This window comes from Comamonas odontotermitis (assembly GCF_020080045.1).
GTDB classification, from domain to species: Bacteria; Pseudomonadota; Gammaproteobacteria; order Burkholderiales; family Burkholderiaceae_C; genus Comamonas; species Comamonas odontotermitis.
Map to the genome: position 1 here is coordinate 4153691 of NZ_CP083451.1, position 25581 is coordinate 4179271.

Annotated in this window: 26 protein-coding genes; 17 read left to right on the plus strand and 9 right to left on the minus strand. The window is 62.6% G+C overall.

Features of this window, described 5'->3' with window-relative positions; translation table 11 throughout:
- Positions 1-156 precede the first annotated feature (156 nt).
- From purU to LAD35_RS19055, 3 genes are all read left to right on the plus strand, one after another.
- Complete coding sequence (gene purU, locus LAD35_RS19045; RefSeq protein WP_224150503.1) at positions 157-1005, plus strand: formyltetrahydrofolate deformylase; 849 nt, start codon at positions 157-159, stop codon at positions 1003-1005.
- Between the two features lie 313 nt (positions 1006-1318).
- Positions 1319-4318, plus strand: coding sequence for a beta strand repeat-containing protein (locus tag LAD35_RS19050; protein WP_224152820.1), 3000 nt, complete (start codon positions 1319-1321; stop codon positions 4316-4318).
- Position 4319: 1 nt separating this feature from the next.
- Positions 4320-4613, plus strand: coding sequence for a DUF6916 family protein (locus tag LAD35_RS19055; RefSeq protein ID WP_224150504.1), 294 nt, complete (start codon positions 4320-4322; stop codon positions 4611-4613).
- Between the two features lie 8 nt (positions 4614-4621).
- Here the strand turns inward: LAD35_RS19055 and LAD35_RS19060 are convergent, their stop codons facing one another.
- From LAD35_RS19060 to LAD35_RS19075, 4 genes are read right to left on the minus strand one after another with little or no spacing between them, the layout of a single operon-like run.
- The gene (locus LAD35_RS19060; RefSeq protein ID WP_317986719.1) at positions 4622-5182 is read right to left on the minus strand and encodes a GNAT family N-acetyltransferase; all 561 of its coding nucleotides are present in this window, start codon (positions 5180-5182) and stop codon (positions 4622-4624) included.
- 28 nt (positions 5183-5210) lie between these two features.
- Positions 5211-5747, minus strand: coding sequence for a phage tail protein (locus tag LAD35_RS19065; RefSeq protein ID WP_224150506.1), 537 nt, complete (start codon positions 5745-5747; stop codon positions 5211-5213).
- A 48-nt stretch (positions 5748-5795) separates the two neighbouring features.
- A complete protein-coding gene (locus tag LAD35_RS19070; protein WP_224150507.1) occupies positions 5796-6323 on the minus strand; it encodes a phage tail protein in 528 nt (175 codons plus the stop codon).
- Between the two features lie 51 nt (positions 6324-6374).
- Positions 6375-6905 (minus strand): phage tail protein, encoded by a 531-nt coding sequence (locus LAD35_RS19075; protein WP_224150508.1) that lies wholly within the window; start codon positions 6903-6905, stop codon positions 6375-6377.
- A 161-nt stretch (positions 6906-7066) separates the two neighbouring features.
- On the opposite strand from LAD35_RS19075, the gene LAD35_RS19080 reads away from it, so the two are divergent.
- The 3 genes from LAD35_RS19080 (at position 7067) to LAD35_RS19090 (ending at position 9747) form a co-directional block, all read left to right on the plus strand.
- Positions 7067-7432, plus strand: coding sequence for a hypothetical protein (locus LAD35_RS19080; protein WP_224150509.1), 366 nt, complete (start codon positions 7067-7069; stop codon positions 7430-7432).
- A gap of 165 nt (positions 7433-7597) precedes the next feature.
- On the plus strand, positions 7598-9097 hold the full coding sequence (locus LAD35_RS19085) for an FAD-linked oxidase C-terminal domain-containing protein (RefSeq protein WP_224150510.1): 1500 nt from the start codon (positions 7598-7600) through the stop codon (positions 9095-9097).
- A 239-nt stretch (positions 9098-9336) separates the two neighbouring features.
- Positions 9337-9747 (plus strand): hypothetical protein, encoded by a 411-nt coding sequence (locus LAD35_RS19090; RefSeq protein ID WP_224150511.1) that lies wholly within the window; start codon positions 9337-9339, stop codon positions 9745-9747.
- 86 nt (positions 9748-9833) lie between these two features.
- On the opposite strand, the gene LAD35_RS19095 is transcribed toward LAD35_RS19090, so the two are convergent.
- Together LAD35_RS19095 and trxA are read right to left on the minus strand one after the other, a co-directional pair.
- Positions 9834-10829, minus strand: a complete 996-nt coding sequence (locus LAD35_RS19095) for a DUF6882 domain-containing protein (protein WP_224150512.1) — start codon at positions 10827-10829, stop codon at positions 9834-9836.
- Positions 10830-11039: 210 nt separating this feature from the next.
- Positions 11040-11996 (minus strand): thioredoxin, encoded by a 957-nt coding sequence (trxA, locus tag LAD35_RS19100; RefSeq protein ID WP_224150513.1) that lies wholly within the window; start codon positions 11994-11996, stop codon positions 11040-11042.
- 111 nt (positions 11997-12107) lie between these two features.
- Here trxA and purE point away from each other — a divergent pair, with 111 nt between their 5' ends.
- From purE to LAD35_RS19115, 3 genes are read left to right on the plus strand one after another with little or no spacing between them, the layout of a single operon-like run.
- The gene (gene purE / locus LAD35_RS19105) at positions 12108-12602 is read left to right on the plus strand and encodes a 5-(carboxyamino)imidazole ribonucleotide mutase (protein ID WP_224150514.1); all 495 of its coding nucleotides are present in this window, start codon (positions 12108-12110) and stop codon (positions 12600-12602) included.
- On the plus strand, positions 12599-13786 hold the full coding sequence (locus LAD35_RS19110) for a 5-(carboxyamino)imidazole ribonucleotide synthase (RefSeq protein ID WP_224150515.1): 1188 nt from the start codon (positions 12599-12601) through the stop codon (positions 13784-13786). The genes purE and LAD35_RS19110 overlap by 4 nt, the downstream gene beginning before the upstream one ends.
- 9 nt (positions 13787-13795) lie before the next feature.
- A complete protein-coding gene (locus tag LAD35_RS19115; RefSeq protein WP_224150516.1) occupies positions 13796-14794 on the plus strand; it encodes an L-threonylcarbamoyladenylate synthase in 999 nt (332 codons plus the stop codon).
- A gap of 83 nt (positions 14795-14877) precedes the next feature.
- Here LAD35_RS19115 and LAD35_RS19120 read toward each other — a convergent pair whose 3' ends face one another.
- Positions 14878-16035 carry an SGNH/GDSL hydrolase family protein gene (locus LAD35_RS19120; protein ID WP_224150517.1) on the minus strand — a complete coding sequence of 386 codons (1158 nt, stop codon included), beginning with the start codon at positions 16033-16035 and terminating at the stop codon, positions 14878-14880.
- A gap of 417 nt (positions 16036-16452) precedes the next feature.
- On the opposite strand from LAD35_RS19120, the gene LAD35_RS19125 reads away from it, so the two are divergent.
- Positions 16453-17448 carry an SGNH/GDSL hydrolase family protein gene (locus tag LAD35_RS19125; RefSeq protein ID WP_224150518.1) on the plus strand — a complete coding sequence of 332 codons (996 nt, stop codon included), beginning with the start codon at positions 16453-16455 and terminating at the stop codon, positions 17446-17448.
- 184 nt (positions 17449-17632) lie between these two features.
- Here the strand turns inward: LAD35_RS19125 and LAD35_RS19130 are convergent, their stop codons facing one another.
- The gene (locus LAD35_RS19130) at positions 17633-18499 is read right to left on the minus strand and encodes a pirin family protein (RefSeq protein ID WP_224150519.1); all 867 of its coding nucleotides are present in this window, start codon (positions 18497-18499) and stop codon (positions 17633-17635) included.
- 137 nt (positions 18500-18636) lie between these two features.
- On the opposite strand from LAD35_RS19130, the gene LAD35_RS19135 reads away from it, so the two are divergent.
- From LAD35_RS19135 to LAD35_RS19150, 4 genes are all read left to right on the plus strand, one after another.
- Entirely contained in the window at positions 18637-19542 is a 906-nt protein-coding gene (locus tag LAD35_RS19135; RefSeq protein ID WP_224150520.1) for a LysR family transcriptional regulator, read from the plus strand.
- Positions 19543-19605: 63 nt separating this feature from the next.
- Positions 19606-20178: a putative glycolipid-binding domain-containing protein gene (locus tag LAD35_RS19140; RefSeq protein ID WP_224150521.1), complete on the plus strand. Its 573-nt coding sequence runs from the start codon at positions 19606-19608 to the stop codon at positions 20176-20178.
- Positions 20179-20193: 15 nt separating this feature from the next.
- Positions 20194-20616: a GNAT family N-acetyltransferase gene (locus LAD35_RS19145; RefSeq protein ID WP_224150522.1), complete on the plus strand. Its 423-nt coding sequence runs from the start codon at positions 20194-20196 to the stop codon at positions 20614-20616.
- A gap of 82 nt (positions 20617-20698) precedes the next feature.
- The gene (locus tag LAD35_RS19150) at positions 20699-21367 is read left to right on the plus strand and encodes an LbetaH domain-containing protein (protein WP_224150523.1); all 669 of its coding nucleotides are present in this window, start codon (positions 20699-20701) and stop codon (positions 21365-21367) included.
- A gap of 116 nt (positions 21368-21483) precedes the next feature.
- Here LAD35_RS19150 and dacB read toward each other — a convergent pair whose 3' ends face one another.
- The gene (gene dacB, locus LAD35_RS19155) at positions 21484-22962 is read right to left on the minus strand and encodes a D-alanyl-D-alanine carboxypeptidase/D-alanyl-D-alanine endopeptidase (protein ID WP_377779264.1); all 1479 of its coding nucleotides are present in this window, start codon (positions 22960-22962) and stop codon (positions 21484-21486) included.
- A gap of 317 nt (positions 22963-23279) precedes the next feature.
- On the opposite strand from dacB, the gene tsaB reads away from it, so the two are divergent.
- Genes tsaB through LAD35_RS19170 form a run of 3 tightly spaced genes read left to right on the plus strand, consistent with a single transcriptional unit; the run spans position 23280 to position 25392 of the window.
- Entirely contained in the window at positions 23280-24008 is a 729-nt protein-coding gene (gene tsaB, locus LAD35_RS19160; protein ID WP_224150525.1) for a tRNA (adenosine(37)-N6)-threonylcarbamoyltransferase complex dimerization subunit type 1 TsaB, read from the plus strand.
- Positions 24005-24505 (plus strand): ribosomal protein S18-alanine N-acetyltransferase, encoded by a 501-nt coding sequence (gene rimI, locus LAD35_RS19165; protein ID WP_224150526.1) that lies wholly within the window; start codon positions 24005-24007, stop codon positions 24503-24505. Before tsaB ends, rimI begins: the two co-directional genes overlap by 4 nt.
- A 5-nt stretch (positions 24506-24510) precedes the next feature.
- Entirely contained in the window at positions 24511-25392 is an 882-nt protein-coding gene (locus LAD35_RS19170) for a uracil-DNA glycosylase family protein (RefSeq protein ID WP_224150527.1), read from the plus strand.
- Positions 25393-25581: the final 189 nt, after the last annotated feature.

Consider the following 25581-nt stretch of genomic DNA (forward strand, 5'->3'; position numbering starts at 1 on the left):
TTTCGTTTCTCACGCAACTGAAGAGCAAAGAAACGCTATGATTTTTAACTATTGATTTAACACTCATTTACATCCACCCGGTTAATTTCTACCTTGGTAAAAATGGATGCCTGAGTTTCCCGGGTTAGCCCTTAGTCCTGCGACAATGGCGGACTTATGACCAACGCTTACATCCTCACGCTTTCCTGCCCTGATCGCACCGGCATCGTGCATGCCGTGTCTGGATTTCTGCTGGAGCAAGGCGGCAATATCGAAGAGGCCGCGCAGTTCAACGACCATGCCACGGGCCTGTTCTTCATGCGTGTGCGCTTTGCCTGCGCCAATACCGACTACGACACGCTGCGCGGCGCCCTGACGGAGTTTGCCAAGCCACTGGACATGAAGCTGCGGCTGTATTCGGCCAGCGAGCCCATGCGCACGGTCATTTTCGTCAGCCGCGAAGGCCATTGCCTCAATGACCTGCTGTTCCGCTGGAAGTCGGGCCTGCTGCCCATCGACATCCGCGCCATCATCAGCAACCACCGCGACTTCTACCAGCTCGCGGCCAGCTACAACATTCCCTTCCACCACCTGCCGATGTCCAAGGACAACAAGGCCGAGGTGGAGGCCAAGCAGTTCGAGATCATCAAGGCCGAGTCGGCCGATCTCGTGGTGCTGGCGCGCTACATGCAGATCCTGTCGGACGACCTGTGCCGCAAGCTCTCGGGCCGCGCCATCAATATCCACCACAGCTTCCTGCCCAGCTTCAAGGGCGCGCGACCCTACTACCAGGCACACGAGCGCGGCGTGAAACTGATCGGCGCCACCGCCCACTATGTAACGGCCGACCTCGACGAAGGCCCGATCATCGAGCAGGATGTGGCCCGCGTGGACCATTCGCGCACCGTCGAAGACCTCACCACCATCGGCCGCGATACCGAAAGCCAGGTGCTGGCCCGCGCCGTGAAGTGGCACAGCGAACACCGGGTGCTGATGAACGGCCACAAGACCGTGGTCTTCCGCTGATTTGCAGCCTTCTCCAGAAAAGCCAGCAGCACCCTGCTGGCTTTTTTGCATGGAGGCCTGCCCTGCCACCGTCCCTGCAGCTTCGACAAAACCACGCCGACGCGTTGGCTGGCGATTTGCAGCAACGCAAAAAAGAAGTCGCACTCAATTTGTCGCATTGTTATACTTGGTTCACAATTTGACGCATTTGGGCAAAATCCCGTAACAGCCTCATCTGCGCCACCAGCCATCCATTTCTTCGGAAAGCGCAGCCGTGAAGCCACTTTATCGACAACCGATATGGGGATTTTTTCTACTTTGCGCCTTGTGCCTGGTGCCGCTCACGCGGCTCTGGGCTGCCCCGCCGCAGGTAGCCTCAGTACCTGCTGGCGGCTCTATCAACATCGACATATCGGGGCTTGACGGCCCGGACAACTTTGGTTTTGGCGAAGGTGTGGTGGCCCCGCCCAACCAGCCCGTCGCCCCGCAGCATGGCACGGCAGTGGTCGGCCCCGATATCAATGGCCAGCAGTTTGTGACGTATAGCCATGACGGCTCGGCCACGTCCTCCGATACCTTCACGTTGGAAGACCCGCAAGGGGTCTGGCTGGTTTTCAACATCACCATCACTGCCTCCGGCTCTGCCATCACCATCACCCCAGGCAGCCTGGCATTGAAAACAGGCATGGCTGCCAGTACGACGTTCGCGGCCATCGGGGGCACGGAACCCTACAGTTATGTGGTGAGCTCTGGCGCATTGCCCACAGGGTTGACTTTGTCTCCAGGTGGTCAACTGTCCGGCACGCCCGCCGTGCGTGGCAACTACAGCTTTACAGTGAGAGCAACAGACAACCAGACAGTCAGCGGCACGAAATCCTACGCCGGCGCCCTGGGCAACCCTGACCTGTCGATTACGCCTGCAACGATTCATCTCGCCACCGGAATGCCTGCCTCTGCCCAGGTACCCGTTCCTGGCGGGGTAACTCCATTGGCGCTTTCATTGCAGCCAGGCAGCACGATGCCGCAGGGCCTGTTGCTTTCAACAAACGGCAGCATCACCGGAACACCTACTGCGCCGGGTAGCTACACCGTGCAATTGCTGGTCAGCGACGCCTCAGTGGATCCTGTCTATCCCCTTATCGATTACAGCGAAATACACACGCTGACCATCGAGGTGGCCAATGCCACCGTGCCTGGTGCGCCGGTCATCGGCACGGCAATCGGTGGCAACGGCGCGGCCCAGATCGCCTTCACTCCGCCCGCTTCCAATGGCGGCAGCGCCATCCTGTCCTACACCGCCACCTGCGGGTCGGCCAGCCAGACAGGCACTGCATCGCCAATTGAAGTGACGGGCCTCACCAACGGTGTCACTTATACGTGCTCCGTCACGGCCACCAATGCCGTCGGGCCCAGTGCAGATTCTGGCAGCGTTTCCGTGATGCCCAAGGGCGCCCCGCAGGCCCCCTCGCTGACTGCCGTTCAGCCTGCCGATTCTTCAGCGACCTTGACGTTCAGCGCTCCTTCGTCTGATGGCGGCGATCCCATTACCGGTTACACGGCAGTGTGCGATCCAGGGACCATTTCCCAAAACGGAACGCTGTCCAGCATCACGGTGACCGGGTTGAGCAATGGCGCCACCTACAGCTGTGTGGTGTTGGCCACCAACTCTCTGGGCAGCACACCATCGAACGCGCTGAGTGTGACGCCCAGAACCATGCCCGCAGCCCCCACCATCACCAGTGCGGATCCGCTCAACGGAAAAGCATCGATTGTGTTCTCAGCACCTGCCAGCAACGGCGGCGCTCCCATCAGCGACTACCGGGTCAGTTGCAGTGGCGGCTTGACTGTGACCGGGCCAGGCTCACCGATCGAAGTGGGCGGAATGGCAAATGGCACCGCCTATACCTGCACGGTTGCTGCACGGAATGCGGCAGGCTTTGGCGCCGAATCTGCACTCGCATCAGTCACGCCATTTGGCCCGCCTGGGGCACCCACGATCTCCGGCGCAACGCCGGGAAATACGCAGGCAACCGTGACATTCACCCCTCCTGTGGCTGACGGAGGCCGCCCCGTCTCAGGCTACACCGCCAGCTGCAGCGCTGCGAGCGCCCCCACCCGTACACAAAACGGCACCAGCTCGCCACTGGTGGTGACAGGCATGACCAACGGCACTGCCTATGCTTGCACCGTGACCGCCAGCAATCTTGCAGGCTCCGGCACGCCATCTGCGGTGGTCAACGTGACTCCCGGCCTGGTGCCCGATGCGCCAACGATCGGCCTCGCCACCCGAGGCAACGGGCAAATCCTGGTGGACTTCACGCCCGCCGCCCCCAATGGCCTTGCCGTGATCGACTTCACCGCCACCTGCCTGCCGGGCCCTGTGCCCGTCACCGCCGCCACGGGTCCCATCACGGTTCCAGGCCTGACCAATGGCACGGCCTATAGCTGCTCCGTCACCGCGCGCAATGCCATCGGCTCCAGCCAGCCTTCTGCCTCGGTCACCGCCACCCCGGCCACCCTTCCTGGCGCGCCATCCATTACGGCGATTTCGACAGGAAATGCAGAGCTGACCCTCTCCTTTGCGCCTCCAGCGTCTGACGGCGGCAGCGCCATCACGGCCTATAGCGCATCGTGCGGTGCCGGTACCACGACGGTCAGTGGCACCAGTTCGCCCTTGAAGGTCACGGGGCTGACGAATGGCACCACCTACAGCTGCACGGTTAGCGCCACCAATGAGGTAGGCCCCGGCCCAGCCTCTGCCGCGCAAACCGGTATTCCCAGCGCCAAGAGCTATTCCGCACCGTCGCCCAGCGGGACGGGCGTCATCACGGCCACGCTCAGCGGTGGTGGCGCTGGCTGCGGATTCGACACGAGCCGCTATCTGCCAGCATCCGAGATGACCACTCCCTTGGCAGGTATCCGCTTCCCCCACGGTCTGTTTGACTTCAAGACGACGGGCTGCGAGGTCGGGTCGACCATCACCATCGAGCTGGCCTATCCGTCGGCCATTCCCGCCGGCGCGCAGTACTGGAAATATGGCCCGCAGCCTGGCAAGGCGCCATCGTGGTACGTGTATCCAGCCACTGTGGGAACCAATACCATCACCTACACGGTGACGGACGGACAGACCGGCGACGATGATCTGGCTGCCAATGGCTCCATCGCCGATCCCGGCGGGTTTGGGGTCGCCGAGGCCAGCGCAGGCGCCGTGCCCGTCCCCAGCCAGTCGGAAGGAATGCTGGCCCTGCTCGCGCTGCTGCTGGCCGCGCTGGCCTGGCAACAGGCACCGCGCCGCAGCCGCGGTTCTGCACACAACAAGCAATGGGAGCACTGAGGTGAGATTCTTGACACTGGAAGATTTCCAGCCCCATGTCGGCACGGTATTCGTGGGACAGCTGGCTGACTCCGAAGTGCCTTTCCAGCTGGTGGAGGTACAGCCGCTGCAATCGTCAGCGGGGGCGCAACTGTACCGCCAGCCGTTTTCCTTGGTGTTTCGCAATGAATCCGCAGTGCTGTTTCCTCAGCAGACCTATTCCATGCGCCATGCGAGCATGGGCGATCAGGCCATCTTCGTGGTGCCTGTGGCACGCGATGCCACGGGCTTTCTCTACCAGGCCGTTTTCAACTAGGAAAGCGCCTAACCTGCCGTTGGCGGTAGCCACTGCATCCGCAGGTGACTGCCAATATCTTCCTGCGCGACGAATCCCAGCCGCTGGTAGAGCCGCAATGCACCCGTATTGTCGTGCGCCACATGCAGGCTTACCGAACGCCCGGCCTGTGCCGCCTCATGCATCACCTGGCGCAGCAGCGCCGTGCCCAGACCCTGTGACTGGTGTGCGCCAAGCAGGCAGATATCCACCACCGTGACGGTGTGTACACCCTCGGCAAGGTACAGACGGCCAATGGATTGGACCATGCCATCTGCGCTCTTCTGGCACACGATCCACCAGGCGCCGCTCGTACCCGCCTGCACAAAGTGCCGGTGCTGCAGCGCAAACTGGCTCTCCAGAAAAGCGGCTTTGACGGCGGCAGGCCAGGGCACCGGGGCCAGCTCGGCTTTGCGTGACTGGCTGTAGAGCATCAGCAGCCAGGGTAGGTCTTCATCACAGGCATGCCGCAGTGACAGGCCCCGCACCGCCCATGCAGCAGGCTGTGGTATCGCGTACCGCGAGCTTGGAAATGATGGTAGCTGCTGCACCCCAGCCGCCCTTCCCGCAACTGCGCAGTTAACTGAATGAGGGGAACACCCCTTGCAGGGCAATGCAGAAGTTCAAGCCAAGAAAGGGCTGTCGGTTTTCATGGGGTTGAGAGCCGCCTGCAGGCTGAAGCGCAGTAGGTGCAAGCGGAGTCATCGCCCCAGCCGGAGCAAAGAACTTGGACGAAGCTTGCGACGGCAGGTTCAGCGCAGCATTCGCCTGCGGTGTGGACAGGCGCTTGGCAGGATCACCCTGGTTGAAGAACTGCAGGGTGTGGGTATGGTTAGGTATCTCGGTTGACAACAGGGTGACCGCACTGGAGCCAAACGGCTCGCCAATGGTACGGGATGTCAGACCTGGCCCTTGCCCTTGACTGCATGCAGCGCGCGCCATCAGATTGGGCAACTGGAAGGTGGTTTGCCCATTGCCGCCATACTGGGTACCCAGCAACGAAAAGAGCGCAGTATTTTGTTGAATAGGCATTGTGGCTCCGCTGCAGAACGCCCAATCCCTGGGTGCAAAGTTGAAGCCCAAAATCTGGATCTCGCCAATGAATGGTTCAGACATGGTGTACTACCTCTGAAAGGTCTCTGGTGCGCAACTGGGCACTGCCACTTACCCTTGCGAAGGGAAGACGCCTGCCCAGGCGATACAAAAATTCACTGCCAAGGTCGGCATCGTGTTTTCATGGGGCTGGGTGCCTCCCGCAGTACCCACAGTTTGCGAATGGGTTGCGATGGGGTCTCCCGCAACCTCGGTGGCATACAGTCCGTCCCCACTGATGGCGGCCAGCACCTGGTTGGATGCCGGCGATTGCGATGTTGCAGCCGCTGTACTTGCTGACACTGTGTGCGTATGGGCCGGCATCTGCGAGGAAATCAGTGTGACGGTTTCTGTACCCGCTTTTTGTCCGATGACGTACGTGCTCAGCCCAGGCCCTGTCCCCTGATGAATCGGCAACCTCCCACGTAGATCGGGAACCGCAAAGGTATTGACCCCATCCCCTCCATAAGTGGTGCCAAGAAGGGCATACAGTACTTCATATTGCGCAATGGGTATCAGGCTTCCGTCGCAGGCAAACCAGCCATTGGGGACGCGCCAAAAACCAAACATGCGTATTTCGCCAACATAAGGTTCACTCATGGATAAGGCCTCGTAAATCGTCTTGAAAGCTTGGCATCCGCCTCATGCAACTCAATTGCGCGAGGGATAGATCCCCTGTAGGGCAATGCAGAAATTCAGCGCCGTATAGGGCTGCAGGTTGGAGTGCGGCAGGGTGTTGCCTGCCTGCGAGATGGACTGCGGCGCCAAGGCGACGTTGGGTGAAGCTGTGGCGTAAAGAGCCGTTGAAGCACTGTTTGCCAATGCATTGCCTTTGGGAATACGCGTAGTACCCGTGGCGGTCGTTGCTTGCAGAGTATGGGTATGTGATGGCAGGTTGGAGGACAGCAGCGTAACACTTTCGACGCCGCCTACCTCGCCGATGTTGAAAGGAGAAGGGTTCCAGCTTGGGTCAACAGAACTACCGGCGCCAATGGGTGTGCGGCCCCTCAGATCCGGCAATGCAAAGTTGGTTGTGCCATTGCCACCGTAATACGTGCCCAGCAACGAAAAAAGGGCCGTGTTCTGGTTAATGGGCAATAGTTGGCCATTGCATTGCGCAAAGTACTTGGGGGTAAAACCAAAGCCAGAGATCATGATTTTTCCCATAAAAAATTCGCTCATCGGATCTCCTTCAAACAGGCCCGGTACCCGCCATGCCTCAGGTGCACATCAAGCCCAAGAAATATTTAGAAGCATTTTGCATCATTTTTTGTCAAAATGGCATGTATGTCTGCAGGGCCGGTCAGCGGCTTTCACTCTTTACAAGGCACAAGGAGGCCGCCATGGATCGCAGAAATTTTGCAAAGCGGGCGTTGACCGGCGTGGCGGTGGCAGCCGCCGGCTCACCCGCGCTTGCCGCATTGGCCTCGCAGCCTTCTGCCCCAGACGCCCTGGTGCGCAACCCGGTGGCGTTTGCGGGGACGGTATTCACTCTGGAAAACGGAACCACGCTCACCCTGGTCAACGTGACCCATGCAGCCACAGACCCCCGCCTGGACCAATGGACGCTGCAGTTCCAGTGCAGCCAGCCGATCACGGAAGGGATTCACCGCCTGCGCTCCCCCCAGTCGGGGCAGGATGTGGAATTGTTCCTGCAGCCGCATGGACAAGCCGCCATGGCCTATATCAGCAAGCTTGCCACGCCATGAAATTGCCGCCGTGCCGCACAACAAAGCTTGCTGCATGGCTGTCTGCTGCAGTTTCTGCCTGAAGACCGCTCCCTTCAAGCGCCAGCAGCTCTTATTTTTGATTTCCCGACTCTCCCACCCCGCCCCTTTCCCACAGCGCCTGCCAATGGCGATACAGTTGGGGGCATGTCCGCTAACGCCTCCCCCCCGACCTCTACCGCAGACCGCGCCACGCGCCAGCGTGAAGTGGTTGCCGCCCTGCGCAAGGTGCTGCCCGATGACTGCCTGCTGTGGCACGACGAGGACACGACGCCCTATGAGTGCGATGGCCTGACGGCCTACCGCCAGCGCCCGCTGGTCGTCTGCCTGCCCGAGACATATGAGCAGGTGCAAGCTGTGCTGCAGACCTGCCACGCGCTGCAGGCGCCCGTGGTAGCGCGCGGCGCGGGTACAGGCCTCTCCGGCAGCGCGCTGCCCATTGCGTTGGGCGTGACCTTGTCGATGGCGCGCTTCAACCAGATCCTGCGCGTGGACCCGGCAGCCTGCACGGCCGTGGTGCAGTGCGGAGTGCGCAACCTGGCCATCAGCGATGCGGCGGCGCCCTACGGCCTGTACTACGCGCCCGACCCGTCGAGCCAGATCGCCTGCACGATTGGCGGCAACATCGCCGAAAACTCGGGCGGCGTGCACTGCCTCAAGTACGGTCTCACCGTGCACAACGTGCTCAAGATCAAGGGATTTACCGTAGCGGGCGAGCCGATTGAATTCGGCAGCGAGGCGCTCGATGTGGCTGGCTACGACCTGCTGGCCGCCGTGATAGGCAGCGAAGGCATGCTCGCCGTGGCAACCGAGGTGACGGTCAGGCTCATTCCCAAGCCACAACTGGCGCGCTGCATCATGGCCAGCTTTGATGACGTGCGCAAGGCGGGTGACGCCGTGGCAGCGGTGATCGCCGCCGGCATCATCCCGGCAGGGCTGGAGATGATGGACAAGCCCATGACTGCTGCCGTCGAAGACTTTGTGCGCGCTGGCTACGATCTGACTGCCGAAGCCATCCTGCTGTGCGAAAGCGATGGTACGCCTGAAGAAGTAGCCGAAGAGATTGCCCACATGACCCACGTGCTGCGCCAGGCAGGCGCCACGGCCATCAGCGTGAGCAACAACGAGGAAGAGCGCCTGCGCTTTTGGAGCGGGCGCAAGAATGCCTTTCCCGCCAGCGGCCGCATCAGCCCCGATTACATGTGCATGGATTCCACCATTCCGCGCAAGCGCCTGGCCGATATCCTGCTATCGATTCAGGAGATGGAGAAGAAATACGGCCTGCGCTGCGCCAACGTCTTTCATGCAGGCGACGGCAACCTGCACCCGCTGATCCTCTTCGATGCGAACGATCCCGATCAACTGCACCGCTGCGAGCAGTTCGGCGCCGACATTCTGGAGACCAGCGTCGCCATGGGCGGCACTGTGACCGGCGAGCATGGTGTGGGCGTGGAAAAGCTCAACAGCATGTGCGTGCAGTTTTCTGCGGAGGAAAACGCGCAGATGCTGGCCCTCAAGGCGGCCTTTGATCCAGAGGGCCTGCTCAACCCTGGCAAGGTGATTCCGACGCTCAACCGCTGTGCCGAATACGGCAAGATGCTGGTTCGCGCGGGAGCGATCAAGCACCCGGAGCTGGAACGCTTTTAACCCCGACCGCACGGTTCTAGGCACAACGGCGACCAAGGTCGCCGTTCTCATTGGACATGAGCCCCCTGCGCCCCCAACTCCCTGGCACCGCTGACCTGCTGCATGCGCCGCGGCTGACAGGGCGCCGCGCCTATGCATGCCAAGCTCGGATACATGGCAAAAATGCAGCCTGCCACGCAGTTGCAAGCTGCAGCCTGTATTGGCGCGCTCACCCGCGCCCTTGTCTCCAGGAGCTCAGCATGCAATGGTTTTCCTCTTCTCCGCAGTTATTGGCAGGCATTGCCCTCGTGGCGATAGGCCTGGCCAGCAACGCCGTGCAGGCACAGCAACCGGCGCCCATGCAAAGTGCCGGTGCCGTGCAATACCGCTGCGGCGGCATTGGACTGGACGAATCCACCGCCATGCGCAGCGCCATGCCCAGCTATCCGCTGGCCCTGCTGTTCGCCGCCGCAGATGGTGAATACCTTGCCGATGTGTCCGTGCGCCTGAGCGGCGCCAGCACGGCAGCGTTTACCGCCTCGGGGCCGGTCTGCCTGCTGCAGTTGCCCCACGGCAAGTACACCGTGACAGCCACTACCAAGGATGGCCGCGAAAAAAGCCAGACCGTGGACGTTGGCGCGAGCAGCAAATCGCTCGATTTCCGGTTCTGAAAAACCCGCTCAAAACAGATTTGCTATCAATTGAGATAGCAATGCGCTGATGGGATAGACGCCAGCAGCCGTTTTCGCACTAGGTATTAGCCGCTGAGACTGCCGTTGATGGCAGTGATGCGGCCCTGCGCATCCAGCTTGGCGCTCACACGGTTGGCGCCCTGGCTCGCAGTGATCTGCCCGCCCTCGTCCTGCACGGCAAAGCCCTTGGCCTCCAGGTAGTGGCGCAGCAGCAGGCGGTGGTTCAGCTCGAATTCGCTGATGAGCTGGGGCACAACGGTCAGCACACGCTCGGGCTTGCTGGCTGCCGGTGCAGGCAGACCGTGGCCCGGGTCGATCAGCGCCAGCAGAATGCCTTCGCCGTAATTGCCCAGGTAGTAACCTGCGCTCTCGTCGGCGCCAGCGGCAATCAGGCCGATGGTATGCAGGTCTTCCTCGCGCAGTGCAGAGCGCGCTTGGGTGAACAGTGCCAGTTGCTGCGCATTGCCAAAACCCAGCAGCTGGCGGGCCACTTCGGTGAACGCGGGTGCCACCTCGGCCTGGGTGTTGGCCCAGATCCATTGCCACGACCCTGATTCAAACGCGTACGAGCCCAGCACCTGCATGCGAAAGCGCAGGTCATCGCCAAACGCAATCAGGCCCTGGCTGGTATCGGCCGACCAGGGGCGGTCACCCACCTTTTCGGCAAAGTCAATCTGGCGATCCCAGGCGATGCCAGCATAGGTGGACAGCGCATCGCGCAGGCCCGGGTTGTTGATGACCGCAGGAATGGCAGCCAGCCGCGCAGCTTCGGCCTGTGCGGCCGCTTCAAACAGATCGGGTTGGTTGGTGTCTTGCGCAGCGGCGTCTTCTGCATCCTGGAATTGCGCGCTGTCAGACGGGCCGGGGATGTCACGCTCATCCGCCACAGGCGTGGGGGCCACTAGCTCGGCGTGGGGATCGAACGCGGGCTCATGGGCAGCCTGATAACCGGAAGGCGACGTGCCCCCCGGTGTGGTCTGCAGCGCTGCGCCCGCCTCTGTATGGGCAGCCGTTGTGGCCGACGGGTTCAGCCAGCCGAACAGTTTTTGCCACAGTCCCATGGTATTTGCTCTCCTGCGATCGCGGCACGCCCCATGCGTTCCGAGCGCCGTGTCTGCCAATTCCTGTAGGCCATCGCACGCCCGAATTGGGCACCTGCGCGCGCCCATTGCCGCTTTGCTGCTATCAGTATAGGTGCAAACCAGAGCCCTACGCCGCCGCAGTTGCAACGGGGTGTAGGGTTGGCCCGGTGGCGGCGCACCTGCAAGGGCTCAATTGAGCGCCATGCTCAGGCGGCGGCGGTAGCTGCTCAGCATGGCTGTCAGCTCGTCCTCCTGCTTGCCAGCCTTGCCGGTCAGCTCGATGCCGCCTGCGGTTTTACCCGGTACGGCACCTGCGTCCTTGGGTTTGGGGGGCGTGAGCAGCTCCAGAATGGCAATGTAGAGCTTGCGGGCCGCCTGGTCGCTCCAGGTCTTGTCGCGCATGATGATCTCCAGCAGCTCGTCCATGCTGGCCATCCACTGGCCTTCGGCCATCAGCACCCGCGCCTTGGCAAAGCGGGTGTCAAAGTCACGCTTGTTGGCGGTAATCAGCGCGTCGAACTGCTCCAGGGGCCATTCACCGCGGTCGTCTTCGTGCACAAAGCGGATGGCCTGGGCCCAGGCCTTGAGCGCCTCGAAGCGCAGCGGATGCTGAATGCGCTTGAGCGGCTCTTCAAGCTGGGCCTCGGCTTCATCGAGCGCGCCGGTCTGGATCAGGAGGCGCACATAGTCAAAGCGTGCATCGTCATTGGCCGGATCGGCAGCCAGCGCTTCCTGCAGCATCTGCAGGGCCGATTGCACATCGCCGCTGTCGAGCAGCGCCTGTGCTTCGCCGGCGCCTGCTTCGGCAGCCATTTCCGCCTCTGAAGGCAGGTGCTTGTCCAGAAACTCGCGCAGCTTGCCTTCGGGCTGAGCGCCCATGAAGCCATCCACCGGCTTGCCGGCAATCATCAGCACGCAGGTGGGGATGGAGCGGATACCGAACATGCCCGCCAGTTGCTGCTCCTGGTCGGAATCGATCTTGACCAGCTTGAAGCGGCCGGCGTACTCGACTTCGAGCTTTTCCAGGATCGGGCCCAGGGTCTTGCAGGGGCCGCACCAGGGCGCCCAGAAGTCCACCAGCACTGGCACCTGCATCGAGGCTGCAATGACTTCGGCTTCAAAATTCTGAATGGTGACGTCGATCATGTCGCTAAAAATCCGTGTTGATCAGGCAGCTTCACTGCAAAAAGTAAAATGGCGGGTTCCACCCTGGCGTGGGGCCGGCATTGTTGCCTGGGGCACCCGCCAACGCACACTATGACACCCATCCAAGTTGGCGTGGTCATGGGCTCCAGCAGCGACTGGGACACCATGCAGCACGCAGTTGCCATTCTCCAGCAATTCGGTATCGCCTTCGAAGCCCAGGTGGTCTCGGCGCACCGCATGCCAGACGATATGTTCCGCTTCGCCGAGAGCGCAGCGGACCGGGGCCTCAAGGCCATCATCGCAGGCGCAGGCGGCGCCGCCCATTTGCCGGGCATGATAGCCGCTAAAACCACCGTGCCGGTGCTGGGCGTGCCCGTGGCGAGCCGCCACCTGCAAGGCGTCGATTCGCTGCACTCCATCGTGCAAATGCCCAAGGGCGTGCCCGTGGCCACATTTGCCATCGGCAACGCCGGTGCCGCCAACGCGGCATTGTTCGCCGTGGCCCTGCTGGCCAATGAGGATGCCGCGCTGCGCAAGAAGCTCGACGCCTTCCGCGCCGAGCAGACCGAAGCGGCCCGCAACATGACCTTGCCGGTGAACGCATGAGCCATACCTCCAAGCAAGCCACCAAGGACACAGCCCCTATCCTGCCGGGCGCCACCCTCGGCGTGCTGGGCGGCGGCCAGTTGGGCCGCATGTTCGTGCAGACCGCACAGGCCATGGGCTACTTCACCGCCGTGCTGGACAAGGACGAAACCAGCCCCGCGGGCCTGGTGAGCCACCACCACATCCGCACCGGCTACGAAGACGCACAAGGCCTGGCAGAGCTGACTCGCCTGTGCGACGCCGTGACCACCGAGTTTGAGAATGTGCCCGCTGGTGCCCTGAACCAGCTCGCAGCCAGCCTGCCGGTATCGCCCGCAGGCTCTGCCGTGGCGATTGCGCAGGACCGCGCGGCAGAAAAGGCCCATTTCGTGAAATGCGGCGTGCCCTGCGCGCCCTATGCGGTGATCGAAACCGCAGCGCAGCTGGCCGCCGTGAACGACGCCTTGCTGCCCGGTATCCTGAAAACCGCCCGCATGGGCTATGACGGCAAGGGCCAGATCCGCGTCAAGACCCGCGCCGAGCTGGTGGCCGCCTGGGACGAACTGAAGCACGTGGCCTGCGTGCTCGAGAAAATGCTGCCGCTGGCGCACGAATGCTCGGTCATCGTGGCCCGCAGCCGCAACGGCGACATCGTCAACCTGCCCGTGCAGCGCAACCTGCACCGCGACGGCATTCTGGCCGTGACCGAGGTTTTTGCAGGAAATGTACCCGCCACGCAAGCCGAACAAGCAATTGCAGCTGCAAAATCAGTAGCAATTGGCCTCGATTACGTGGGCGTGCTCTGCGTAGAGTTCTTCGTGCTGGAAAACGGCCAGCTGGTGGTCAACGAAATTGCGCCGCGCCCGCACAACAGTGGCCACTACAGCCAGAATGCGCTGGATGTGTCGCAGTTCGAGTTGCAGGTACGCTGTATGGCCAACCTGCCGCTGGTGCAGCCGCGCCAGCACAGCGCCACCATCATGCTCAACCTGCTGGGCGACCTGTGGTTCAGCGGCGGTGTGGCCAAAACGCCAGTCTGGGACGAGATTCTGCAGTTACCCGGCGCCCACCTGCACCTCTATGGCAAGGTTGATGCCAAGCCCGGGCGCAAGATGGGACACCTGAACATCACTGCCGCCACGCCCGAGAAGGCACGCGAGACGGCGCTGAAGGCAGCCGCCATCCTGGGTATCGAAGCGTTTTAAGGACTTGATGTGATTCTGGATGGAACGCTGGACACCTCGGTCCAGACCGCTGCTGCTGCCCTGCAGGCGGGCCGGTTGCTCGGCCTGCCCACTGAAACGGTCTACGGACTGGCAGCAGACAGCGACAACGATGCCGCCGTTGCGCAGATCTTCACGGCCAAGGGGCGGCCCGCCAACCATCCGCTGATCGTGCATGTGGCGGGCGCCGACGCCATCACCCGCTACGCCAAGGAAGTGCCGGTTTTTGCCCAGCAGCTGATCGACGCCTTCTGGCCCGGCCCGCTGACGCTGATCCTGCCGCGCCTGCCGCAGGCCGCCAAGGCCTCAACCGGCGGCCAGGACAGCGTAGGCCTGCGCTGCCCATCGCACCCCGTAGCCCACGCCGTGCTGCAGGCCTGCCAGCAGCTCGATCCTCCCGTCTGGGGTGTCTCTGCGCCCAGCGCCAACAAATTTGGCCGCGTCAGCCCCACTACCGCCCGCCATGTGGCCGAAGAGTTCGGCGACGACCTTCTGGTGCTCGATGGCGGCGCCTGCGAGGTCGGCATCGAATCGACCATCGTCGACTGCACGCGCGGCGTGCCCGTGCTGCTGCGCCCCGGCGCCATCACGCGCGACGACATTGCACGCGTCTGCGGCATGCAGCCGCTCTCAAAAGAAGAGCTGCCTGCGCATACCCCTCGTGCATCGGGAACGCTTTTGGCCCACTATGCGCCCAATGCCAAGGTACGGCTCATGGATGCCAAGCAGCTGCAATCGGCCCTCGACATTCTGGGCGCCGATGGCAAGAACATCGCCATCTACCACCGCAGCCCTCTGAAAGCCGGCAACACGCACCTGCTGCTGCGCCGCATGCCAGAGGCACCGCTGGCCGTGGCGCGCGAGCTGTTTGGCATGCTGCGCAATTTTGACGACTGGGGCGCCAAGCTGATCTGGATCGAGACACCGCCCGAGACGGCCGACTGGGAAGGCGTGGCCGACCGGCTGCAGCGCGCCGCAGCGGCCGGTTGATACAACGCACAACGCAATTCCTGATAAAAAAGGCTTCTGGCGCTTATTAAACAAGCGCCAGAAGCTCTTTTTTCTATAGCAAATTACCACCCTGCCTGCACCAGACGCGTGCTGACGGCGACACCCAACTGCGTATGGCCGCGTGGCGTTGGGTGAAAGCTGTCGGCAAACACATAGCGCTGCCACCAGTCCGCCGAAGTCTGGCCTGCAGGAATGCGGGCAGACAAACCCGCTGCCGTACAGGTTGCCAAGTCATACTGGGGCAGGCCATTGGCATCTGCGCCGCTGGCCGGGCAGGCGGGCGTCGTCACATTGGTGTAGCCGTATTTCTGCGGCTGGCTCACCTGATCGTTCAAGGCAGCGTAAAAATCGACCACGGCCACACGGGTATCGCCCGCCAGACTGTTGGCGAGCTGCTGGTTGAAGGCGCGCACCCAGCCCGAGATCAGCGCCTGCAGCTGCTGCGCGGCCGCCTCGCCCTGCTGCACCGCTACGGCCTGCAACACCACGCGGAGCTTGGGCGTCAGGCTGACATCGGGCATGTTGAGCACCGCCACTCGCAGCGCACCCTTGTCCACCGTCTGGCTGCGGATGGTGGCAGCCCAGTTCTTGGCCAGGGCCTGCAGATAGGCGCCGCCAGCCGTTGCCAGCCCGCTGGCGCCCTTGCCCATCAAGTCTCGTACCGTAGCGGCATCAAGCTGGGTGGACAAAAGAGCCTGGTAGGCCGCGCCCTGGTCGGTGGCCGCGCTCAGGTAGGCCGTCACCAGATCCGAGGCATCGTTGCCACCGCCGTCGATCAGCAGCAAGTCTCCCTTGCCGAAGCCCACCGCCGCCGCATCGCGCAACTGCTGCGGAATGGACAGCGGCGAGCTGGCCGACTGCAGGTAGTTGATGCGGCCCCCGCCAATGGCATAGTTGGTGCAATTGGCCTGTGCGGCAAAGCTGCTGCCATTGAAACGGTAGTGCGCGCACAGGCTGGTGCCGTACTGCGTGGCCACCTGATCGACCCACAGCGGGGTCGATCCCTCACCCACCGCCTGCGCTGCCTGCACGGTGAATTTGTAGCCAAAGGTGCCGCTGTCGGCCAGGCTGTCGCCCATCACCTTCACGGTGGTCACTCGGGTGTCGTCGTCATCGCTGCCGCCCCCTCCGCAGGCGCTCAGCAATGCAGCGGCGGCAGCCGCACCCGTCCACAGAGCCCACCGCGCCCAGCGGGCAGCTTGAAATCGTTGCGCGTGCATGCTGTCTCCTGTTGCTGTTGGTTGAAAGAACGTGTTTACGATCTCCTCGCGCCGCGACAGTGGCATTGCGGGAGGGGATGCTAGGCGCAATACCGCAGCAATAGCCCCGCTATTGCGAGGATTTGCAACAACGCAGACCGCCCGCAATGCCACTGTCCCTCTGGGTTGGAGCGAAATCGGGCGATTTCTGCGCGCTCGCCCTTGCTTGCACCCCGGTGCAAGCTGCGGCCCAGCGCTTCGAACTCATCCCGATTGCACTCCAACGCGGCTGCGTAGAGATCGTAAACACGTTCTTAGAACCCGAGCGTACGACTGCGCCCCTGCGGTGCCCATACAGGTTTACCACTCTTTACCTCAGTGCTTTGGTGGTCCCCCCCAGCCTCGCTACACTACGCACTACAAATTTGGAGAACCTACATGGCAGAAAACTGGATGCACCGTACCCTGTTGACCGCCGCGGCAGCTGCCTCGGTGGCTCTGCTGGCGGCTTGCGGCTCTAGCACCACGGCGAACAGTGTTCGCCCCGACAGCATCATCACCTTCGGCGACGCAATGTCCGACCTGGGCCAGAACTCCAACGGTCGGCCCTACTCCGTCACCACCACCGACGGCCTCCAAAACAACTGGACGCGCGAGATCGCCTACCGCTATGACCTGACCTTGACGGCAGCACGCGCCGGCGGCACCGCCTACGCCCAAGGCAATGCCCGTGTGGCACTGCCCGATGCCACCGGCACCAACGCACCGTCCATCACCTCGCAGATCGACAGCTACCTGGCCGCCAACCCCAAGTTCCCCGAGAAGCAGTTTGTGCTGCTGAGCGGCGGCATGAGCGATGTGATTGCGGGCTACAACGAAGTGCTGGCTGGCACCACCACCGTGGAGCAGTACCTGGCCAACATGAAGACCGCAGGCAAGCAGATGGCCGACCAGGTGCGCCGCCTGCATGTTGCTGGCGCGCCACGCGTGCTGGCCATTGGCACCCCCAACGTCTCGCGCACCCTGTGGGCCAAGGGCCTCGATACTGCCAACCCGGCCGCCGACCCCCAGCCCACCAAGACGCTGGAAGACGCCACCAACGCGTTCAACCAGACCATGCAGGTCTCCCTGGTGGATCTGGACGGCACCCAGGTGCTGTACTCCGACGTGCAGTACTACTTCAACTCGATGACCGGCAACCCCGGCAACTTCAACTTCACCAACAACACCGACCCGCTGTGCACCACCGTGGATGCCACCAACGGCATTGGCATTGGTGCAGGCCAGATCAACTCGTCGCTGTGCACCATCGACACCGTGGTCGACAGCGGCAAGATCTCGCAGTACGTGTTTTCCGACAAGATCAACTACACGCCCGAAGCGCACCGCCGCTTTGGTGACTGGGTGTATGACCGCATGAAGGCCAACTGGTAAGCCACTAATAAGTAGCTGGCAAACAGGCGGTCATGCCACCGCCGGGGCAGCCCGGCATGGCAGAGTGCCGCACAGCAAAACGGACACCGTGGTGTCCGTTTTTTTGCGTCTATCGCGCTCTATGCTTTTGATAGCTGTCAGCGCTTACCCATCAAGCGCTGGCAGCCATTTTGGCAAAACCCTGTCACGCCCGCATGCTGCCGAACTTGCCGCTGTTGAAATCGTTCACTGCCTGCACGATCTCCTGCTGCGTGTTCATCACAAACGGGCCATAGCCGACGATGGGCTCGTTGATAGGCTCACCGCTCATCAAAAGCAGCACCACATCGCTGTTGGCCTCGATGGTGACCGTGGTGCCGGATTGCTCCATCACCACCAGCTGCGCTTCGCGCGCCACATGCTCGCCATTGACCAACGCGGTACCCTCCACCATGGCCAGCGCCGTGCTCCAGCCATCGGGCAACTCCAGCGTGGCCGTCTGCCCGGCGCGGATGCGCACATCCCACACATTCATCGGCGTGAAAGTGCGGGCCGGGCCCGTTTGCCCCGCGTAGCTGCCGGCAATCACCCGCACCTGCCCCGCATTGCCGGGCAGCGCCACCGCAGGAATCTGCGCATTGCCAATGCCCTGGTAACCCGCAGGCGCACTCTTGTCCTTGGCTGGCAGGTTCACCCACAACTGCAGCATGCGCAGCGGGCCGCCCTTCTCCGTGAAGGCGGGCGAGTGGAACTCCTCATGCAGAATGCCAGCGCCCGCCGTCATCCACTGCACATCGCCGGGTCCGATCACGCCACCCTGGCCGGTCGAGTCGCGGTGCGCCACTTCACCGTCATAGACGATGGTCACCGTCTCGAAGCCCCGGTGAGGGTGCTGGCCCACGCCGCGCGGCGTGGTGGCGGGAGTGAATTCGGCAGGGCCGGCAAAATCGAGCAGCAGGAAAGGGCTGAGCGCCTTGCCATGGCTCTGGTACGAAAAAAGCGAACGCACGGGAAAGCCATCGCCCACCCAGTGCTGGCGTGGTGCGTCTTGAACCTGCAGAACGTTTTTCATGAGAGTGTTTCCTTCTATGGCCCGCCAGTCCATCGCGCTGGAGGCCGTATTGCAATTATGGAGATGGAACACTGCTTGCACTAGAGGGCATAATTGGCCTAATTCGTTCTATTTGAAGAACGATATAGAGACCGCCCATGCAGCAAGACCTCAACGACCTGTATTACTTTGTCCAGGTGGTGGACCACGGTGGCTTTGCACCGGCCGGCCGCGCGCTCGGCATGCCCAAATCCAAGCTCAGCCGCCGCATTGCCCTGCTGGAAGAGCGCCTGGGCGTGCGCCTGCTCCTGCGATCCACCCGCAAATTTGCCGTCACCGAAATCGGCCAGACCTACTACCAGCACTGCAAGGCCATGCTGGTGGAGGCCGATGCGGCCCAGCGCAGCGTGGAAGCCGTGCAGGCCACCCCGCGCGGCGTGGTGCGCCTCTCCTGCCCCATCACCCTGCTGCATGAGCTGGCGCACAAGATGCTCACCGACTTCATGGTGATGTACCCCGATGTGACGGTGCAGCTCGATGCCACCAACCGCCGCGTCGACGTCATCGGCGAAGGGCTGGACCTAGCCATTCGCGTACGCACCATGCCGCTCGAAGACAGCGAACTGTCCGTGCGCATGCTCTCCGTACACAAGCAGCACCTCGTGGCCAGCCCAATCCTGCTGGCACGCCAGGCCCAGCCGCGCGCGCCGCAGGATCTCTCGACCTGGCCCAGCCTGTGGCTCGGCTCGCCCGAGCAGCAGTTCGTCTGGCACCTGCAGCATGCAGAGGAAAAGGCCATCAGCATAGCCCACCAGCCCCGCCTCATCACCACCGACATGGTGGCCCTGCGCGGCGCGGCGCTGGCAGGCCTGGGCGTCGTGCAGCTGCCCATGATCATGATCCACGAACAGATTGCCGCCGGCACCCTGGTGCGCGTGCTACCCGAATGGGGCCCGCGCGAAGAAGCCGTGCACGCCGTATTTGCCAGCCGCCGCGGCATGCTGCCCGCCGTGCGCGCGCTGATCGACCATCTGGCAGTGGAGTTTGCCAAGGTGGAATGCTGAAAGCGGCGAACGAATGGCGCGTTCACCATGGAGGCCGCCACCATCCGAATCAGGAGTGAGCCCATGTACACCGTACTCTGGAAATGCCTGGACAAGGAAGGCCTGGACGCCTGCCGCATCACCCAAGACCCGGGTGGCTGGACAATCGAAGGCACGGCCATATTCCACCACCAGAGCAACATTGCCAGCACCGCCAACCTGCACTACCAATTGCGCTGCGACAGCCACTGGGCCAGCCAGGAAGCAACCGTGCAGGGCTGGGTGGGCACCAGAAACATTGACCTGCACATCGCCCGTGATGCCGGCGGAACATGGCTCATCAACGCGCAGCCCGATCACGGCCTTGACGGGCTGGTCGACATCGACCTGGGCTTCACCCCGGCCAGCAATACCAACGCCATACGGCGTTTGAACCTGCAAACCTCCGAGACTGCTTCAACCATTGCCGTGTGGCTGGACGCCGATGATTGGCAGGTGAAGAGGCTGCAGCAAACCTACCACCACGTCAGCCCACACGCCTACGACTACACATCCCCGGAGCACCACTACCGCGCCAGGCTGGAAGTTACCGACTTTGGCGCGGTATCAGAATATCCGGGGCTGTGGAGAATGCTGGGCATCGATGAAAAGCAATGAAAAGCGGGCAACGCCATGAAAGACCACCCCGTGCATATCCGCAACTTTGCCGCCACAGATCTGGAAGGCACATTTGAGCTGCTGACGGCCCATGGCTGGGCGCACCGCATACCGAACCATCTATTCCTGGAGCGCCTGATCGCCGCTTCGCAGCGGGTGGCTGTCGCCACCTCACAAGGCGAGGTCATTGGCTTTGCCCGCGCCATCACCGACGGCCTCTCCAACGGCTACCTCTCCATGGTGGTCGTCGCCCCCGAATGGCGCGGCCAGGGCATCGGCAAACGCCTGGTGAGCGAGATTGTGAAAAACAACGACAGCATCACCTGGGTGCTTCGCGCATCGCGCGGGCAAGCACCCGAATTCTTTGCAAAGCTGGGGTTTGTGGCTTCAAGCGAGGCCATGGAGCGTTCTCGCAAAAGTACAAGCCCAAGGGATTGACAGTACCGCAGATCGCCCAGAAGCAGACATTTGATACACCCCTAAAATGGAACCATCCAGCCATCACCGAATGAGGGGGGTGATGCTCGCTCAGGCTATCGGAGCCCGCCAAGGCATGTCCTCTTTAAAGTCCTCTATGCTTTGTTTGCAAGACTATCTACCCCGTGTCAATTCTTCTCCAATTAAGACATGGGCTTCATGGCTTCCATGGGAACTGACGAGCCAATCCGAAACTATTGTGACGAAAATTGCTATGGATATGGCGACAGAAGAATTCGATATTGCAGGAGATATTGCAATTCATCGAACTGCCATTGTTGAGAGTGGTGCAGTGCTTAAAGGTCCTTTAGTTATCGGAGCTCGAAGCTTCATCGCAACGGGAGCATATCTTCGTGGTGGATGCTGGCTTGATGAAGACTGCGTCATTGGTCCCTGCTGTGAGCTAAAGTCTTCCTATGTATTCGCTGCTTCGAAGTTAGCTCATTTCAACTTCGTTGGAGATTCCATTATTGGTGAGCGCGTAAATATTGAAGCTGGTGCCATCATTTGCAATTATCGAAATGAGCGGCCTGAAGCGGGAATAAACGTACGCGTCAACGGTGTCCTCTCTGCGGTAAACACCACAAAATTCGGTGCTCTTGTTGGTGATGGATGTCGCCTAGGAGCAAACTCCGTGGTTGCCCCAGGGGCTTTATTGAAGCCGGAATCCATCATAGGACGCACTGCGCTTTGCGACCAAGAAATAGCCTAGCCCTAAGTTTTCATCCATCTGCTCACAACGCCAGGCCATTCGGTACAGCTTCGATACAACCGAACAGCTTGGAAGTACTTCAGTTAATAACGCTGGCACCTATCCAACCCATACCCTCACTGCGCCGCCACCCAGTCGATCAGTGCATCCCAGGCAGGGCGCGCTGCAGGGGCGTTGTCGCTGTTGGCGAGGGCTACCACCACCCAGCGGCGGCCGTTGGCGCCGTTGACGTAGCCTGCAATGGCCGAGGCGTCGCGCAAGGTGCCGGTCTTGAGGTGGGCGCCGCCTACGGCGCTCGATTTGCTCTTTTTCATGGTGCCATCCACACCCACGATGGGCATGGAGGCCATCAGCTCGGGCATGACGTTGCTGGTCCACGCGACGGACAGCATTTTGGCCAGCCCCCCTGCGGTAACGCGCGCATCGCGCGAGAGGCCTGCGCCGTTGTCCACCGTGGGTTGGCTCATGCCGCCCATGCGCTCGCTCCACCACTGGGCCACCGCCTGGCGGCCACCTTCAAAGGTGCCGACACCGGCGCGCTGCTTGCCCAGGGTGAGGAAGACCTGTTGCGCCATGACGTTGTTGCTGTATTTGTTGATGTCGCGCACCACCTCGGTGAGGCTGGGCGAATCAAAGCGCATCAGCGGCGCGGCGCCCTGCGGCGCAGTGCCAAAGCGCACCTGGCCGGTGATCTTGCCACCGGCCTCGCGCCACATGCCTTCGAACACACGGGGTGCAAAGCTTTCGGGGGCTGCGGGCGCAACGGACCAGCTGTTTTCCTCGCAGGCTGCGGGGTAGCCGCCTGCGAACTGGATCTGGCCTGCAACGGCAAAATTGGCCTTGAGCGCGGCGCGCCAGTTGCCGCAGCCGCCCTTGGTGTTCACCAGCGGCACAGTGGCCGGCAGGTTCATGTTGGCAATGGCGGGCTCGTAGGCGATGCGCGCCACGCCTGCAGCGGCGTCCGGCATGAAGCTCATGGTCATCGATTTGTAGTTGACCAGCAGGGCATCGGGCACCGCGTTGTAGGGGCGGAAGGGTTCGTTGTCAAAGTAGGCCGGGTCGATGGGTGGCAGCTGAAACGCGCTGCGGTCCAGCACCACGTCGCCCACGATGACCTTGACGCCGCGATCCTGCAGGCGGCGTTGCATCAGCCACAGGCGCTCCATCACCAGCTTGGGGTCGCCCGATCCCTGGATGTAGAGGTTGCCATTCAACGCTCCCTTGGCGATGCTGCCATCGGTGCTGACGGAGGTATCCCAGGTGTAGGCGGGGCCCAGCAGCTCCAGCGCGGCAAAGGTGGTGACCAGTTTCATCACCGATGCGGGGTTGCGCTGTACGTCGCTGCGCACATCCAGCAAGGGGCGCTGGGTGCCACTGGCGTCCATCACCACCACCGATACGGAATCGGGTGCCAGTTTGCCGCGTTGTAGCGCGGCCTCGACCTCAGCAGGCAGACGGCCCGTGGCAATGGTGCTGGCAGGCTGCACGGGAGCTGCAGGCACAGACTGTGCAACCGGTGCGCGAACGGCAGGAGAGGGATTGGGCGCCACCTGCACTGCCCCTGCCGCAGGCGTTGTGCGCTCGGCGCCTTGCATGGCAGGGGTCTGCGCGCAGGCCACCTGGCCGAGCGCAATCATGGCAATGGCAATGGATTGCAGCCATGGGCGGCTGCCATTGCTGGTGCTGTCTGCGAAAGAAAGGGTTGAGCGGAGGGGTGTCTCGGTACGAACCTGGTGTTGCATTGTTCCGGCTATCAGTTGGCTATGCTGCAGTTCTGTTGCATCGCAGCAGTCTATCCGCTATGCCCAAGCCCAGCGTGCAGCCTTGGCTTTGCCGCGATAATGCCCCGTTGCCTGCCTTTGTGCCTGCAGGCCTGCCTTGTGGCGCCCCGGTTGATGGCGCCTCCCTCCCCATGAATCTGCTTGCCCTCGATACCAGTACCGACACCCTTTCCATCGCCGTGGCGCGTGGCAGCCAGCGTTGGCTGCACAGCGGTGCGGGTGGCGCGCAGTCGTCGAGCCAGTTGCTGCCCGCCGTGCGTGCGCTGATGGCAGAGGCAGGCCTTGCCTTTACCGAGCTGGATGCCATCGTGTTTGGCCGGGGCCCGGGCTCGTTCACCGGGCTGCGCACGGCCTGCGCCATCAGCCAGGGCCTTGCGTTTGCCGCCAGCAGCCAGGGTCGGCAGGTGCCGGTGCTACCGGTGGATACCTTGATGGCGGTCGCCGAAGAGGCCCGCCTGCAGCATGGCTGCTCGCAGGTGCTGGCATGCCTTGACGCCCGAATGGACGAGGTCTACAGCGCCGCCTATGCCTACGCAGACGCGCAATGGTTGCTGCAGACCGAGTTGACTGTTGGCCCACCGCAGGATGTGCTGGCGATTTGCGGCTTTACGGTGGCGGGCAATGCCCAGGCGCCGTATGGTGACCGGCTGCTGCCCGCGCTGCCACATGTGCATGCCATGCCCACTGCCAGCGCCCTGCTGAACCTGGCGCCTGCCCTGCTTGCCCAGGGGCATGCAGTGGCGGCGCAGGATGCGCTGCCGCTCTATATCCGCGACAAGGTCGCCAAAACCACGGCAGAGCGCGAGGCCATCAAGGCGAGCCAGCAGGCCGTGCCCGAACAGGCAGCGCCCCAGGCATGACGCCGGGCACCACCCTGGCGATGGACCGGCAACCCGCACCGCAGTTGCACTGGTCTGCGCTGCAGATCGACCACCTCGATGCCCTGCTGGCTGTCGAGAACCAGTGCTACAGCCACCCATGGACCCGGGGCAACTTTATCGATTCGATGGCCATGGGCTATGGCATCCAGCTGCTGTGGATCGATTCCCAGCTGGTGGGCTACTTTGTTGTGATGCAGGGTGTAGACGAGGTGCATCTGCTCAACATCACCGTCAACCCGCGCCACCAGCACCAGGGCTGGGCCAAGGTGTTGCTGGAGCAGCTCAAAAGCTGGGCCGCCAGCGTGCGCGCCGGCACCATCTGGCTGGAGGTGCGCAAAGGCAACGTCCGCGCGCAGCAGATATACCTGCGTTTCGGTTTTGAGGCCGTGGGGCTGCGCAAGGGTTACTATCCGGTGTCTCACCTGGAGCGCGAAGACGCCGTGGTGATGCGCTACCTGTTGCCTGTTTCCGCCTGATCCGTATGAGCCTGAATCTGGATGCCCGCCAACGCGCCATGCTGCAAGAGATGGGCCACCCGCTGTGGTGGCCCGAGTCTGCCGCGCCTGCGGCGGCCCCAGTCGCCGAGGTGGCTCACCCACCGGCAGCGTCTGCGCAGGTTTCAGAGAAAAAACAGCCTCTAGCACCCAACCAGAGCGCGCCAATAGCTCCTGAAAGCAAAGCAGATCAGCCTCTGGCAATCCCTTCGGGTGCAGAAGCCCTATTTCCAGCCCCTGCAGAGCCCGCCCCCGCGCCGCGCCCTGCCCGCACTGCAGCAGCCTCCTCCGTTGCGCCTGCGGCACCTATTGCACCGGCGGCGCAGGCCATGCCAGAAGATTTTCCGCGTGTGCGCTTTGCGCTGCGCGCACCGGTGCTGCTGGATCTGCGAGAGGCCAAGTTGCAGACAGAACCCGCCCCCGCCAGCAGCCAACCCGCCTGGCTGGTGGTGGCCGAGCTGCCCGAGGGTACGCCGCCACAGGGCAAGGCGGGCCAGCTGGTCATCAACATGCTGCGCGCCATGCGCCTGACTGACGCCCCCGTGTACTGGGTGCCACTGGCACGCCTGGCCCCAGGGCAGGATGCCAGCCAAGGCGACGAAGGACAGGAGCCGCCCAGCCACAGCATCGACGCGCTGGTGCAGGACACGGGGGCCGCGATGGCGCTCGTGCTGGGTCTGCCCGCCGCCCGTCACCTGCTGGGCGGTGAGCAGCCATTCTCCCGCCTGCGCCAGCAGGTGCACCAGGTGGGTGCGGGCCGGTTGCCTGCGGTGGTCACCTACGACCCCTCGCATCTGCTGCGCGTACCCAAGGCCAAGGGCGAGACCTGGGCCGACCTGTGCCTGGCGCTGGCCCACGCAGGCCGCTGAAACCTGCCACAGCTCCATGCCTTCGCCATGCCGTGGGGCCATGGCAACGCAGGCGCCCAGGCAGCCTGCTGTAATTGCGCACCGTCGTACGCGGACCATGCTGCAGTGCCATAATGGCGCCCATTCCATCAATCGGAGCAATCTCCTTGGATCCCTACCCTAGTTGGTAGCTTCCACCCTGGCCGCGCG

What these genes read in the sequence shown, in the direction of transcription:
- purU (WP_224150503.1), top strand. Translation starts at nt 157, where the DNA reads ATGACCAACGCTTACATCCTCACGCTTTCCTGCCCTGATCGCACCGGC.
- LAD35_RS19065 (WP_224150506.1), bottom strand. Translation starts at nt 5,747, where the DNA reads ATGTCTGAACCATTCATTGGCGAGATCCAGATTTTGGGCTTCAACTTT.
- LAD35_RS19070 (WP_224150507.1), bottom strand. Translation starts at nt 6,323, where the DNA reads ATGAGTGAACCTTATGTTGGCGAAATACGCATGTTTGGTTTTTGGCGC.
- LAD35_RS19075 (WP_224150508.1), bottom strand. Translation starts at nt 6,905, where the DNA reads ATGAGCGAATTTTTTATGGGAAAAATCATGATCTCTGGCTTTGGTTTT.
- LAD35_RS19080 (WP_224150509.1), top strand. Translation starts at nt 7,067, where the DNA reads ATGGATCGCAGAAATTTTGCAAAGCGGGCGTTGACCGGCGTGGCGGTG.
- LAD35_RS19085 (WP_224150510.1), top strand. Translation starts at nt 7,598, where the DNA reads ATGTCCGCTAACGCCTCCCCCCCGACCTCTACCGCAGACCGCGCCACG.
- LAD35_RS19090 (WP_224150511.1), top strand. Translation starts at nt 9,337, where the DNA reads ATGCAATGGTTTTCCTCTTCTCCGCAGTTATTGGCAGGCATTGCCCTC.
- LAD35_RS19095 (WP_224150512.1), bottom strand. Translation starts at nt 10,829, where the DNA reads ATGGGACTGTGGCAAAAACTGTTCGGCTGGCTGAACCCGTCGGCCACA.
- trxA (WP_224150513.1), bottom strand. Translation starts at nt 11,996, where the DNA reads ATGATCGACGTCACCATTCAGAATTTTGAAGCCGAAGTCATTGCAGCC.
- purE (WP_224150514.1), top strand. Translation starts at nt 12,108, where the DNA reads ATGACACCCATCCAAGTTGGCGTGGTCATGGGCTCCAGCAGCGACTGG.
- LAD35_RS19110 (WP_224150515.1), top strand. Translation starts at nt 12,599, where the DNA reads ATGAGCCATACCTCCAAGCAAGCCACCAAGGACACAGCCCCTATCCTG.
- LAD35_RS19120 (WP_224150517.1), bottom strand. Translation starts at nt 16,035, where the DNA reads ATGCACGCGCAACGATTTCAAGCTGCCCGCTGGGCGCGGTGGGCTCTG.
- LAD35_RS19125 (WP_224150518.1), top strand. Translation starts at nt 16,453, where the DNA reads ATGGCAGAAAACTGGATGCACCGTACCCTGTTGACCGCCGCGGCAGCT.
- LAD35_RS19130 (WP_224150519.1), bottom strand. Translation starts at nt 18,499, where the DNA reads ATGAAAAACGTTCTGCAGGTTCAAGACGCACCACGCCAGCACTGGGTG.
- LAD35_RS19135 (WP_224150520.1), top strand. Translation starts at nt 18,637, where the DNA reads ATGCAGCAAGACCTCAACGACCTGTATTACTTTGTCCAGGTGGTGGAC.
- LAD35_RS19140 (WP_224150521.1), top strand. Translation starts at nt 19,606, where the DNA reads ATGTACACCGTACTCTGGAAATGCCTGGACAAGGAAGGCCTGGACGCC.
- LAD35_RS19145 (WP_224150522.1), top strand. Translation starts at nt 20,194, where the DNA reads ATGAAAGACCACCCCGTGCATATCCGCAACTTTGCCGCCACAGATCTG.
- LAD35_RS19150 (WP_224150523.1), top strand. Translation starts at nt 20,699, where the DNA reads ATGCTCGCTCAGGCTATCGGAGCCCGCCAAGGCATGTCCTCTTTAAAG.
- dacB (WP_377779264.1), bottom strand. Translation starts at nt 22,962, where the DNA reads ATGCAAGGCGCCGAGCGCACAACGCCTGCGGCAGGGGCAGTGCAGGTG.
- tsaB (WP_224150525.1), top strand. Translation starts at nt 23,280, where the DNA reads ATGAATCTGCTTGCCCTCGATACCAGTACCGACACCCTTTCCATCGCC.
- rimI (WP_224150526.1), top strand. Translation starts at nt 24,005, where the DNA reads ATGACGCCGGGCACCACCCTGGCGATGGACCGGCAACCCGCACCGCAG.
- LAD35_RS19170 (WP_224150527.1), top strand. Translation starts at nt 24,511, where the DNA reads ATGAGCCTGAATCTGGATGCCCGCCAACGCGCCATGCTGCAAGAGATG.